This window comes from Bacillus pinisoli, from assembly GCF_023036475.1.
In the GTDB taxonomy this organism is placed as follows: domain Bacteria; phylum Bacillota; class Bacilli; order Bacillales; family SA4; genus Bacillus_BS; species Bacillus_BS pinisoli.
Map to the genome: position 1 here is coordinate 412,270 of NZ_JAJQKI010000002.1, position 12,414 is coordinate 424,683.

General features: G+C 36.0%; 18 protein-coding genes. 6 read left to right on the forward strand and 12 right to left on the reverse strand.

What is annotated here, in order from left to right:
• Positions 1-19: 19 nt before the first annotated feature.
• Entirely contained in the window at positions 20-1,048 is a 1,029-nt protein-coding gene (locus LT143_RS04465; protein ID WP_246940246.1) for a SepM family pheromone-processing serine protease, read from the reverse strand.
• Positions 1,041-1,832: a patatin-like phospholipase family protein gene (locus LT143_RS04470; protein WP_246940249.1), complete on the reverse strand. Its 792-nt coding sequence runs from the start codon at positions 1,830-1,832 to the stop codon at positions 1,041-1,043. Before LT143_RS04470 ends, LT143_RS04465 begins: the two co-directional genes overlap by 8 nt.
• A gap of 231 nt (positions 1,833-2,063) precedes the next feature.
• Here LT143_RS04470 and ylbJ point away from each other — a divergent pair, with 231 nt between their 5' ends.
• A complete protein-coding gene (gene ylbJ / locus LT143_RS04475; RefSeq protein WP_246940252.1) occupies positions 2,064-3,281 on the forward strand; it encodes a sporulation integral membrane protein YlbJ in 1,218 nt (405 codons plus the stop codon).
• Between the two features lie 550 nt (positions 3,282-3,831).
• Here ylbJ and coaD read toward each other — a convergent pair.
• Together coaD and rsmD are read right to left on the reverse strand one after the other, a co-directional pair.
• Entirely contained in the window at positions 3,832-4,323 is a 492-nt protein-coding gene (coaD, locus tag LT143_RS04480; protein WP_246940256.1) for a pantetheine-phosphate adenylyltransferase, read from the reverse strand.
• On the reverse strand, positions 4,316-4,906 hold the full coding sequence (gene rsmD / locus LT143_RS04485) for a 16S rRNA (guanine(966)-N(2))-methyltransferase RsmD (RefSeq protein ID WP_246940261.1): 591 nt from the start codon (positions 4,904-4,906) through the stop codon (positions 4,316-4,318). Before rsmD ends, coaD begins: the two co-directional genes overlap by 8 nt.
• A 560-nt stretch (positions 4,907-5,466) precedes the next feature.
• Between rsmD and LT143_RS04490 the strand changes: the two genes are divergently transcribed.
• Complete coding sequence (locus LT143_RS04490) at positions 5,467-5,856, forward strand: DUF7147 family protein (protein ID WP_246940264.1); 390 nt, start codon at positions 5,467-5,469, stop codon at positions 5,854-5,856.
• Positions 5,857-5,928: 72 nt separating this feature from the next.
• Here LT143_RS04490 and LT143_RS04495 read toward each other — a convergent pair whose 3' ends face one another.
• Positions 5,929-6,204, reverse strand: coding sequence for a YlbG family protein (locus LT143_RS04495; protein ID WP_246940267.1), 276 nt, complete (start codon positions 6,202-6,204; stop codon positions 5,929-5,931).
• A 146-nt stretch (positions 6,205-6,350) separates the two neighbouring features.
• Between LT143_RS04495 and LT143_RS04500 the strand changes: the two genes are divergently transcribed.
• On the forward strand, positions 6,351-6,671 hold the full coding sequence (locus LT143_RS04500; RefSeq protein WP_246940273.1) for a hypothetical protein: 321 nt from the start codon (positions 6,351-6,353) through the stop codon (positions 6,669-6,671).
• Positions 6,672-6,692: 21 nt separating this feature from the next.
• Here the strand turns inward: LT143_RS04500 and LT143_RS04505 are convergent, their stop codons facing one another.
• From LT143_RS04505 to ylbD, 4 genes are all read right to left on the reverse strand, one after another.
• Entirely contained in the window at positions 6,693-7,136 is a 444-nt protein-coding gene (locus LT143_RS04505) for a YlbF/YmcA family competence regulator (RefSeq protein WP_246940277.1), read from the reverse strand.
• 150 nt (positions 7,137-7,286) lie between these two features.
• Complete coding sequence (locus LT143_RS04510) at positions 7,287-7,709, reverse strand: hypothetical protein (RefSeq protein WP_246940280.1); 423 nt, start codon at positions 7,707-7,709, stop codon at positions 7,287-7,289.
• A gap of 126 nt (positions 7,710-7,835) precedes the next feature.
• Positions 7,836-8,075, reverse strand: a complete 240-nt coding sequence (locus tag LT143_RS04515; RefSeq protein WP_246940283.1) for a YlbE-like family protein — start codon at positions 8,073-8,075, stop codon at positions 7,836-7,838.
• 14 nt (positions 8,076-8,089) lie between these two features.
• Positions 8,090-8,488 (reverse strand): YlbD family protein, encoded by a 399-nt coding sequence (gene ylbD / locus LT143_RS04520; protein WP_246940286.1) that lies wholly within the window; start codon positions 8,486-8,488, stop codon positions 8,090-8,092.
• Between the two features lie 149 nt (positions 8,489-8,637).
• On the opposite strand from ylbD, the gene LT143_RS04525 reads away from it, so the two are divergent.
• The gene (locus LT143_RS04525; protein ID WP_246940289.1) at positions 8,638-9,135 is read left to right on the forward strand and encodes a PaaI family thioesterase; all 498 of its coding nucleotides are present in this window, start codon (positions 8,638-8,640) and stop codon (positions 9,133-9,135) included.
• 2 nt (positions 9,136-9,137) lie between these two features.
• Positions 9,138-9,488, forward strand: a complete 351-nt coding sequence (locus tag LT143_RS04530) for a hypothetical protein (protein WP_246940292.1) — start codon at positions 9,138-9,140, stop codon at positions 9,486-9,488.
• Positions 9,489-9,525: 37 nt separating this feature from the next.
• Here LT143_RS04530 and LT143_RS04535 read toward each other — a convergent pair whose 3' ends face one another.
• Both LT143_RS04535 and LT143_RS04540 read right to left on the reverse strand, forming a co-directional pair.
• Entirely contained in the window at positions 9,526-10,602 is a 1,077-nt protein-coding gene (locus LT143_RS04535) for a CAP domain-containing protein (protein WP_246940295.1), read from the reverse strand.
• Between the two features lie 352 nt (positions 10,603-10,954).
• The gene (locus LT143_RS04540) at positions 10,955-11,383 is read right to left on the reverse strand and encodes a CBS domain-containing protein (protein WP_246940298.1); all 429 of its coding nucleotides are present in this window, start codon (positions 11,381-11,383) and stop codon (positions 10,955-10,957) included.
• A gap of 252 nt (positions 11,384-11,635) precedes the next feature.
• Between LT143_RS04540 and LT143_RS04545 the strand changes: the two genes are divergently transcribed.
• Positions 11,636-11,998: a YugN family protein gene (locus LT143_RS04545; RefSeq protein WP_246940301.1), complete on the forward strand. Its 363-nt coding sequence runs from the start codon at positions 11,636-11,638 to the stop codon at positions 11,996-11,998.
• Positions 11,999-12,019: 21 nt separating this feature from the next.
• On the opposite strand, the gene LT143_RS04550 is transcribed toward LT143_RS04545, so the two are convergent.
• Positions 12,020-12,379, reverse strand: coding sequence for an Asp23/Gls24 family envelope stress response protein (locus LT143_RS04550; RefSeq protein WP_246940304.1), 360 nt, complete (start codon positions 12,377-12,379; stop codon positions 12,020-12,022).
• Positions 12,380-12,414: the final 35 nt, after the last annotated feature.

Below are 12,414 nucleotides of genomic sequence, written 5' to 3' on the forward strand. Positions count from 1 at the left end.
ACTGACTAACAGTCTCTTCCTATTTTTGTTGTTCAACTGATTGTAAAAATCTTATTGCATCATCTAAAGTATCTATTGGGATAATTTTCATATCAGTTCCCAATTCGTTAGCAGTGTGAACTGCATCTGTGTAATTGGAGTCAGTTGCCCCCTGTTCACTTGGTGCAAGGAAGTAGTCAGCGCCAGCCTTATCGGCAGCCACAATTTTATGAACAATGCCTCCAATTGGACCCACTACCCCTTCATAACTCATCGTACCGGTACCAGCAATTTTATAGCCTTTTGTTAAATCACCTTCTGTCAACTGATTATAGATCTCAAGCGTAAACATTAAACCAGCAGAAGGACCTCCAACGGCATTTGTATCAATTTTGACTTCAGGTTGAACATCAATGTCACGATCCGTCACAAGCGAGATTCCTACCCCAGTTTTGGTTGGCTCCGTTGGAAAGGGACTAATGATGATTTGTTTTTTCATCACTTCTCCCTCTCGTTCTATTGATAATTCAACTTGATCACCTTTTTCTAAATTCCCAACATATTCAATAAATTCTTCTGAACTAAGAAGTGGCTTATTGTCGACTTCAAAAATCCGATCTCCCACTTCAAGCTTTCCCTTTGCATCCATACCTTCAATAACACTCATAACAAAAACACCGTTGTATTTATATTCAACAGGCCTATTGGCTAATTCATAAGCAACAGCGATTGCAACATTCTGTGAAGTATCCATCATATGTAACTGCCTATAGAAATACTCTTGATCTGTTTCCCCATGAACTCTCATTCTTTCAGCAGGTATTAATTCATAATATGGTGCTACCTTTGCCCAAAGATATGTCAGCACATTGACCTTTCCACGGCTTACCCCAACGGTTGTCATCATAAATTTACCTTCTGCTGCATCTCCGCCATCTACTTCAATAATCGGTGAAAGTTCATAAGCATCCCCAGGCATATTCAGGTAATAAGGAAGTTTTATTATGTTTAATCCCACTACTACAATCGTCGCAAAAATAAATAAAGCTATTTTTTTATTCTTACTCACCCTTTTTCTCCTTCCAACTTTCAATCACTTCTTGTATGGCCGGTAGCAATAATAACGCTTCCTCTTCCCCCATTTTAATAATTTCTTCAATATTGGTAAATGCCCTTGCGCTAAATACACCAACCTTAGGCTTAATGGTTATGTCCGAATCATTTACTACATATTTGACAAGTTCATCTTGCATAAGCTCAATACTTTGCATGATAACATCAAATATAGAAGAAATCTCTTCTACTACTTTACCATTATTGACATCTACAGCAATCACAATATCAGCACCCATATCTCTAGCTACAGTAACAGGAAGACGATCAATGACGCCACCGTCGACAAGGACCCTTCCGTTTTTCTTCTCAGGCACAAATATACCTGGTATAGAAATGCTTGCCCTGACTGCATCTGTAACAGGTCCTTCCCTGAATACGACTCTCTCGCCCTTCAATAAATCCGTTGCTACAATAGCTAAAGGAATATTCAAATCCTCTATATTTTTCCCTTGAGTAAATACCTTTATCAATTCTTTCACTCGATTTCCAGAGATAAACCCCATTTTAGGTACGGTAAAATCAAGATAATACTTCCGTTTAAACGCGAGTGCTAGATTGTATAAGCGGTCAATTCCAAGTCCCGCTCCATAAAAACTCCCAATCAGTGCCCCCATACTGCTTCCTGCAATATAATCTATTGGAATATCATGATCCAACAACACTTTTATTACACCAAGATGTGCAAACCCTCTTGCACCACCAGAACCAAGTGCTAGACCAATTTTAGGTTGTCTCAAGCATATCATCTCCAGTTCATTTTTTCATGTTATATACAGAACATTTAGAGAGTGCCTGTACTTTTCTAGAATATTTTCGCTTATTTTATTGTATTCTTATGGTCTAAATCCGCCACCCCTTTACGTATATTGGTACTATTGGTGGGACAAACAATGGCTATTTTATTGCTTATCCCTACATTCTTACTCAGCTTAGCTCTAATTTAGAAGTCTTACATAGGAGGCATTACGTTGACGTTATCGAGATTCAAGACCGTCTTATTAGCAACTTTTGTTACATTAATGGCTATCTCATTAATCACTTTTCCTAAAGCCTCATTTGAAGCTTCTCTTAATGGATTAGATATGTGGTGGAGGATTGTATTTCCTTCTCTATTACCTTTTTTTATTGTTTCTGAAATGCTGATTGGGTTTGGCGTCGTTAAGTTTATAGGAGTCGTGTTGGAGCCGATTATGAGACCGATCTTTCGTGTTCCAGGTGTAGGTGGGTTTGTTTGGGCAATGGGTATGGCTTCTGGCTTTCCAGCTGGCGCAAAGTTTACAGCAAGAATGCGACAAGAAGAGCAGTTGACAAAGATTGAAGCTGAACGTCTTGTTTCTTTTACTAACTCTTCAAATCCTTTATTTATTTTTGGTGCTGTTGCCGTAGGTTTCTTTGGTAACCCTAAAGTAGGATTGCTTCTTGCTCTTGCTCATTATATTGGTAATGTTTGTGTAGGGTTGATGATGAGGTTTCATGGACATTCAACCGAAACGAATGACCAAAAAGAAGAGAGTAGAAGATTTTCAATTATGGATGCCTTTCGAGTGTTACATCGGACGAGATTAGAGGAGAAACGCCCCCTTGGTAAAATGTTAGGAGATGCTGTGACATCTTCCATTCAGACTTTACTAATGATTGGTGGGTTCATAATTTTATTTTCTGTTTTAAACCGTCTATTAACTTTAGTTCATGTGACCGATCTTTTTGGACTCTTACTTTCTGTTCTGTTCCAAACATTACATCTCTCAACAGAATTAAGTGTTCCCCTTATCTCAGGACTTTTTGAGATTACATTAGGAAGTGATTTGACTAGCAAAACTGACGCAGATTTATTAGGAAAGGTAATCATCGTAAGTTTTATTCTTGGTTTCTGCGGTTTCTCTGTTCAGGCTCAAGTGGCTAGTATATTGTCAGATACAGATATTCGTTTTAAACCATTTTTTATTGCTCGACTCTTTCACGGATTATTTGCGAGCATTTTTGCTCTTATCCTTTGGAAGCCCATATATGTTAATCTACAGGCTTTTGAATCTGAAAGTACTGTCCCAGTGATGAAGTGGTTAGAGGATTCCGCCACCTATTCAACTACACTTTTTAACCAGGTCACAACGTTCGGCCCTATCTTTACCATTCTTTCACTTTGTATTTATATTGTCATACTTACTAGAAGAAGTTTTATTAGATAAAAGGCTCTTTTCTAAACGATAAATACGGGATTTATCGTTAAAAGTGAGCTTGACTTTTAATAAAGTAGATTAGAAAACAACAACGTTTTAGAAATAAGCCAGATAAGGGTCTCGGGACATGACTATATCAATCTACTTCAAACAAGAATAATTTCGTAATTATTTTATTGATTATATATACTTTCTTAAAATACTTGTTACTTTTTAATTCAGCTTCCCCTTGAAAAACAAGTGCGTTCCATTGCACTTCAAACACTCTCTTTCCGAGGGGAGATAAGAAGGGTATTTTCACTAACGTGAAAAACCCCACTCCTCGGCTTCGCCTGCGGGGTCTCAACCTCTTTTTCCCGCAGGACTTTGAATTTTCTTCTCTGAATGGGCCCACGCACAAAGGAAATGCGGATGCATTTTCGAGGAGTCGAGTGTCTTTCGCTTCATTTCACTAATCATTAAAAATAGTATGCATCGACAAATTAAAACCCGAACTATAAGGTGAAGGATTCATTTTAAAAGTCACCAAATAGATCGGGTTTATTATTGTCTGGAATACTTATGTCCGAGCTTTTTTAAACTTCTTCTGCAACTCTCTTTCTACGACTTCAGGCACAAGATCTGTTATATTACCATGATATTTAGCAGCTTCCTTCACTATAGATGAACTTAAGAAGGAATATTGGCTATTTGTCATCATAAAAAGGGTTTCTATATTTTCATTAAGTTTGCGATTCATTGCCGTAATTTGCATCTCATATTCAAAATCTGATACAGCACGTAGTCCTCTTAACACAACTTTTGCATTTTTACTAGCTGCATAGTCAATTAACAAACCTTTAAAGGAATCCACCTCTACATTAGGCATGTCCTTGGTTACTTCTTTAAGAAGTGAGATCCGTTCTTCCACTGTAAATAACGGTTGTTTAGAAGAATTGTTAAGGATACACACATATACCTTATCAAATATGTCTGAACCCCTTTTTATAATATCTAAATGTCCTAGAGTTACTGGATCAAAGCTACCTGGACAGACTGCAATTTTAGACAAGTGCCACTCCCCCTTTTTCTTGATTTTTTTCATCATCATATTGGTAAATTGAGATTGCTGTAATACCATACTTTTCTGAGCGTGTTAGCAAAAGTTCACCGATGGTTTCTGGCAATTCTACATCAGTTGAATGTTCAACTATAACCTTCCCCTGTTCGTTTAAAATGTGATGACTATCAATGATAGATAGGAGTGAGGTCAATTTCTGCTTATGATAAGGCGGATCTAGAAAAATATAATCAAAACTTAGTTCCCTTTTAATTAGTACTTTTAACGCTTTCTCTGCTTCATTTCGATAAATCTCAACCTGATCCTTAAGCCTACAAGAATCAACATTAAGTTTAATGGTATGTATAGCTTTTTGATCAATATCTACAAAAATAACCTTATCTAATCCTCTGCTTATCGCTTCAATTCCTAAACCGCCACTACCTCCAAACAAATCAAGTCCAAGTCCCCCCTCAAAATAAGGGCCAATAATGTTAAAAATGGCTTCTTTTACTTTATCCGTTGTTGGTCTCGTAGACTGACCAGGAACAGCCTTAAGAGGATGACCTTTACATTTCCCTGAAACTACTCTCATATTTTCACAACCTTCTAGTAGCATAAATGAATTTTTAATTAGGCTCTTTTCTCACACTTTGTTGCTTTTAGTATATTTAGATGAATAGCCTGTCGTCGTTCCATTGTGCTATCAATAAATGTGTTTAAAAGTAAGAATCTTTGCGAAAAGAGCCTTTATAAACAACCCTATCCTACCATAAATGGAAAAAAATCAAAACTATACAAATAAAATATTGACATAATGTATAGCAGTATCTCTTTTGGTCATACTTAGTAGTAACAACATCCTTATGCGTGATGTTGTTGCCAACCGCGGAGAAGACTTACGTTTCCCCATAAGTTCTTCCTCCGGTTTCTCCTCTCCCTTTGCCTTCTTACTCTTAAAGCTCGCTTTAAGGAATAGAAGGACCCTGCAGTGTGAAGAACTGCAGGGATTTTTTTATGGGTAGGAAAACATCAGCAGCGTTTAACAAGTACTATAAATTTGAAAATACACGTATTAACTGACTGACACTCCTGGTTTTATCATGTATGATAATGGAGAAGATTGAATAGAGTTTTAGAAGGGAAGTTTGTAGTATGATTCAACGCTTTATAGAACTTGGTGAAGGGTATTCAGATCTCTATGAGCTAATAGAAATTGCCAAATCAAATCAACACCGTGTAAAGAGATTGCTTGCCTTACAAACAGTAGATGGAGATAAAACTGTCCTATCCTTAGCAGTCGTATTGCATCCAGCAGACGTTGGAAAGTTCCAACCAATCTACATTTGCAGAGAAGGGCTACCTGTTAATCCTCTGAAAAAGAGTCAACGTTTCGAACTGTTTGAGGCATTAAGTGAGGAACTGCAGCAACAAATCATCACCTTTAAAATCAAACCATCGTCTGCATTTGCTGAAAAAGAACTATATTACCAGTACGTGATTGGCATTTTAAGGCTTCATCATATGATTCCTCCACTTTCATAGTGGAACATTAAAAAAGGCCCGCTTTTTAAAGCAGGCCTCATTTATGTATTCTCTATACAATCCTTTGTAATCTTATATACCAACTTTATAATCGTATTCCTTTGCTTTGTCAGGCTTTGAATTTTCAAATTCCATTTTTAGAAAGGGTTTATACGAAGGCTCCACCGTTTTAACAAAAGGTAATGCCTGTAGCTTTTTAGTGAGTGTCTCCATTTCATCCATATTACAATAGAGGACACAGTATTTTAAACGTTTAGAAACATAATGGATGTTCCCAAATCGACGTAAGTTTTTTACTTGCTTTAAATGGTGCAGCCAAACCACAATTCCCTGTCGTTTTTCAAACATCCTGATTCTTCTCCTTTAACCATCAATCTGTCAAATTCTAGTCTAGCATGAAAGATAATTGACAAGCAATAGAAGTTTGGTAAGACTTAGATTATTATGGTACTTTAGTATCTCTGACAAATAATCCTCGAAAGGAGTCAGACTCCATGAACTTAGACATCATTTGGTCTTGCTTTCTCGAGCAACTGGCAAATGACCAAGCGATCCTGTCCGTAAAAAAACAAAATTATTCAGGTATCCCCTTTTTATATATTGAGATAAAGGAAGAAGAAGATCGTTTTTTTCTTGAAAAAATCATTAAAACAAAGTCAGCCTATGTTATGAAGGGAAAACGACTTCATTCTGAGACCATCTTTGTACGATATGAAGCTAACCTCTATGTTTATAGGCATCGTTTTTATGTCCCTCAAGAAAAAATGTTCTGCTGTGGTAATATATGTACCGATTGTATTAGATTAAAAAAATAACTATAAGCAATTAGCTTATAGTTACTTACTACATCCACAACTCCCACCTGATCCACAGCCACCACTACAAGACATTTGATCAAAAAATGGGTTTCCTGTCGGCACTTTAATATACTCGGAGACTGCTTGGCCAATCAGAACACTTACCTCATCTAATAGTTCTTGCAACTGATTCTCGGCTTTCTTAAAGGCAGATATAGTAGGGTGTAAATCCACATCCCTTTTCAGATAACGTGTCTCCATCATTACCTCTTTATAATCAGGATGATACTTACCAAACCTTTGAACTTCTTCATAACGATCTTTTATTTTTACAAATCTCTTAATAAGATCTTGTGCTTCTTGATCATGATTCAATATATATAAGCAGTGGCGATAATGCTCCGCTACTTCAGATTTTATGATCATGCGTCCTAGAAATTCAGCCTCTTCTACTAACTCAACTCTTTCTAAAGTTGAAAGCATAGCGACACCTCCTACCAACACCTATCATATCATGAATTTGAAAAAGGCGAAAATGAATTAAGTTGGAAAAAGTAAAAAAGTGCTAATTTATATCATGTATAAATACTACACTTAAAAAATGAACCTCTGCCAAGGTTCATTTTTACTCACTTATGGAATTGTTACAGAAAACTCTTCTTCCACTCCATAGCTTGTTGCATCGTTTTGAACTAATTCAATCTTTACATCATGTTTACCAGATGGAAGACCTTTCACGATAAATGCAGCTTGGTGTATTTCATCAACTTTCTTTCCATTTAAGTAAAGATGAATATATCCTTCGCCGTCCACTTTCTTCTGTTTTCCTTTAGAACTAAAGTTAAAATTCGGAATAACCACTTCCACATAAATATTTTTATCTTTTACATTATGTCTGATTGTTAGGTCTTGCTTACTAACGGTTGTACTCGCTTCAACCACCTTGCCATATGCACTAACTGGGATTACTTCGTGTGAATTAGCTTCTGGTGGTTTAGGATCATCTGTACCACAAGCTGCAAGTAGCACAATCATAATTAATAGAAGATATCTCATATATAACCACTCCTTTTCGTACATATTGTTTGCAGGGAACAAGGTTTATACACCTAAAAAACATGAAAACTGCAAGTACCCTTTGTAATAACAAAAAAAGCGAATGAACTATTTAGCCATTCGCCTTTAATCACTTTCTCGCATTGATTGAAACATCCCGATCATCATAGATGCCATCTGAAGCTGTTGAGAAAAATTCGTAACCTTATGAGGAATTGTCTGTTTATAATATTCTTTTGACGCTAAGTCTAATTCTTGGATACTAGAAGGATTTCTTGAGAGCTTACGGTACCAAAAAGGTTGTTCCCGCACATATTTCTTGTATTGATCGTTTGATCTAATGATTTGCAAAACCTCTTGTCTCATCTTAATGCTCCCCTTTAATCCTTATTGAAGAAAAAAGGTTGATTTTGTTGAGGGTTACTATTGGATGCACCCTTCGTCCCTTGAAACTGTCCAATCAATTGTTGAATGTTGCTTATAGCATCACCAAAATTGGAGATATGCTGTTGCACCTGTGTGTAGTCCATCCCTTTTACTGCTGTTAAAATAGTATTCATAAAATCAGTTTTACCCTTTACATCCTTTTCTTCCTCTTTTGTTTCACCATCATTTCGATATTGCTTCCACACTTCATCATCTTCTCCGAGTAAGTACCATTCTTCGTATAATTCCTGCCAAGTTTTATTCTCTTTCTTTACTTCAGCCACTAATTTAGGATGTTTTTTAACAAATTGCTTAAACTTCTGAATAGAAGGATGTAATGTCTTTTTACTCATTAAAGAATCACCTCTGTTTGAACGCTATATAAACATATGCCTACAATATAGTGTAGAAAAAAAGGATAAGAATGTTCGCCCATTTTTTTAACAGATACTTATGAGTATGGTAAAATAACATAAACAAAAAATGTAAGGAAGGGTAATATATGGATCAAACCATTCACAATGATTTACATACGTATCTACAAAATGCGACTGAAGAAGAAACTGCTGTTTTAAAGCTCATACTTGAGGGATTAAGAAGAAAACAGGACGGCAAGAACGGGTCTTATTTAGGGGGGTTACTACGTGCTAAAAGTAACTTTATGGAACAAGAACAACAATTAGAAATGGTTATTCCAGCAAACCCTATTATTCAAAATTCATTAAATATTGTACATGGTGGCATTACGGCCACACTCATTGATTCTGCAATGGGAACATTAGTACATCGAGTTCTTCCAAGTGATCAATTTGCCGTTACCTCTGAGCTTAAAATTAATTATGTTGCTCCAGGTGTGGGTAATGAGTTTAAGTGTATCGCGTCCATTATACACAAAGGCTCAAAGACTGTTGTATGTGAAGGCCGTGTTTTTCGAGATGATGGTGCCTTAATCGCTCACTCAACAGCAAGCTTTTTTATTATAAAGAGGAAGAATCAGTAAACATGGTTGCAGCAATCGTGATACCTATCATTTTTCTTTATTTTCTTATTATTACCTTAAAAGAACGGAAAAGAAAATATGAGGAATATTATGAACTTGATCACATTAAAGAAGAAGCATTCATCACTGGAAAGGTTGTACAGTTTACTAGCAAACAAAAGAAATTTATTGGTAATCATTACGTCTATGTAACGACTCTAATTATAGTTAATCAAAAACTTAGCCGAATAAAAGCAGTAAGGGTATCTACTGCTGGCCTCCCTATTCCAATATCAGAAGAAACGAACATAAGCTGTTACGGATTTTGGAACAAAGATTATTTTACATTCCATCGATATAAGATTCTAGATTAAGTCAACAATAAAAATAACAAGAAGAAAACACTTCTTGTTATTTTTTTGGTTCCCACGTACTTATAAAGTTCTGCGTATAATATTTTTCATATACCCCTACACCTAAATGAGTAAATTTGTTATTTAATAAAGTCTCCCGATGCCCTTCACTATTTAGCCATCCTTCAACTGCTGCAATACCGTCAACATACTTGGCAGCTATATTCTCACCTGCTAAATGGTATTTTATCTTTCCTGCTTCCAAGCGGTCAGCTAATCCTCCTGCAGTCGGTGAATCGTGAGAAAAATACCCATTCTTCATCATATCCATACTATGAAGAAAAGCAACTTGTGAAGTGGGTTCATGCCACTTTACATCGTTAACCTTGTGCCTTTTTCGAATCATATTCGTAATATCAATAATTTGTTGAGCACTACCTAATTCAATAGCTTTCCATTCTTCTTGTGATAAGTCTCTAGCATTAATTAACTCACCTCTATACACTAATTCATAAGGCCTCTGTTTTATTAACGTAGAGGCATCCATAAACCGTATACTAGAAAGTCTATTTGTAAACTGATCTACATAAAGTTGCACCCATACATTTCCTAGTTGTATTAAAGGTCGAACATGTTGTTCTTCTTCAGATAGTTCAAAACGATACGTATTTTCCCCAACCTTAAAAGAGTGTTGATCTGATAGTATAAAATTTTTAGCGATTTCTTCGTATGGTTGACCAATATAGAAAGGATCAATATTTACATCATCACCGGTTCCATAAATAGTGACAACTTTATTGTCCAATACTCCAACTTGTACATACGAATGTTCATTCAATTTATATATCCACCACATATATTCATAAGAGGAAGGATCCATTCGAGTTGGTTCTCCCCATTTTTGAATAATTTCGTCACCAGATAGTCCGAGTAGATTTTGGATACCATTGTATTTTTCTTCTGTGTGTGCTGAAATTATGTTGGTCTCTAGGGAATGTGAAGTGGATTGATGTGAAGCGCTTTCTTGTATCGTCACCAACGTCTCATCATTGGTTATACTAGAGTCCCATTGAGAATATAACGAGAAAAAAGATAATAGTAATAAGAGCGATAAAATTAAACTAATTTTTCTCAATTGTCTCCTCTCCTTCGGCCTTTTTCTCATTATATTAAGCAAAAATATAAATATTCTTATATTATGGGGAAATGCTAGAATTTTTCATAGAATTGAATCTATTAAAACTTTTACTAGTTTATATCACTACATCAATAAGCTTAGTCTTATTGCATATTAAAAAACCACGGACTTCTAGTAATTCTATGTCCACGGTTTTACTACGGAATCTTAAAACGTTTTAACATTACTCTCAACTAGTCATTAGCTACCTATCTTTATAACGTCTTTAGCTCAATGGTATTAATCGGCTAAGCATCACAGTATAGAATGGAAACAAAAAAGAAGCACCCCCTAAGGGATGCTTCTTTCATTAATGCGTAGGATGGGTAGGCTCTGAAATTTCGGACAAGGCATGACCTGCACTTTCATCAGACATTTGATTTACTGCCAGGTCTCCTAAAGCAACGATACCGACAAGTTGTCCATTTTCAACGACTGGGAGTCTTCTGATTTGTTTTTCAGACATGATTCTTGATGCTTCTTCAAGTGAAGTATCAGGCTTAACCGTTATTAAATGGTCGCTCATCACTTTCGTAACTTCGAAAGAGCCCGAATGCTTCTCTGCATACCCTCTGACAACTAAATCACGGTCTGTAATCATTCCAATTAGCTTGTCGTCTTCACAAATAGGTATAGCACCTACATTTAAGTCCTTCATTTTGACCGCTACTTCATAAATATTATCTAATGGAGTACAAAACTCAACATTCGTCGTCATAATATCACGTACCGTTTGCATCATGTTACCCCCTAATCAAATTAAATGAAACAAGCAAGCATAACTCAATACTACCTGAGCTACACTATTCTTTAGTATAAGCAATCAAATTCGTGTCATTCATTCTGATTATTTCCAATCTATTGGGATAGAATTATGAAAATTTCGCCAAAACGTCATAAAATCTTCAACTAAAATAGACACAATACATTGCATGATAGCAGTTTTAATTATATTATAAGTTTGGATAGTTTTTGAGGAGGGATACATACAATGAAATTTGAAAATACAGGAATTGAGAATATTGTTGTTGATTTACATCATCTAGATGATCTAATGGAAGAGATCGGCTTTGTTCGCGCAGGTCAATGGGACTATGAGCGTGTAACGTATGACTATAAGATTGAAGTACTAGAAGCAAAAGAAGTTTACTACCTTCGTGTACAAGGCTTCACAGTTGAAGGTGATATCGGACGCCACGATGCAACCATTAAACTCCTAACTCCACTATTAGGTAAGCATTATTATCCTCATGGTGTAGAATATGGAGAGGGAGAAGTATTCCCTAAGAGTGTTCTCAACAAAAGTGATGAACTTTTAAAACGCGTTAATCAAGCATTACAAACACTTTCATAGTACACACAAAAAAAACGCATGTTATTCATGCGTTTTTACTTTTATTTGCTCTACTTTTACATGAACGGAGTTAACTTCAATACCAGTCATGGCTTCAATCTCATACTTCACTGCTGCCTGGATCGCTTTACAAGTCTCAACGATATCGACACCATAATACAGAGCTACCTTCATTTCAATAGAAATTTCTTCGAACTCACCCTTTTCAATTAAAATCCCTTTTTGTCTCGTTTTTTTATTGACCACTCGTATCATTTCATCTTTAAAATCAGCAACCGTACCTGCCACGCCATCCACTTCGACAATTGCAAGTGAAGCAATTAATGAAACAATCTGATCTGCAATATGAACAGAACCATATGGTAAAACCTTTGTAAACATAGTGTTTCCCCCTCATCAGTATCTTCCCTACAGTA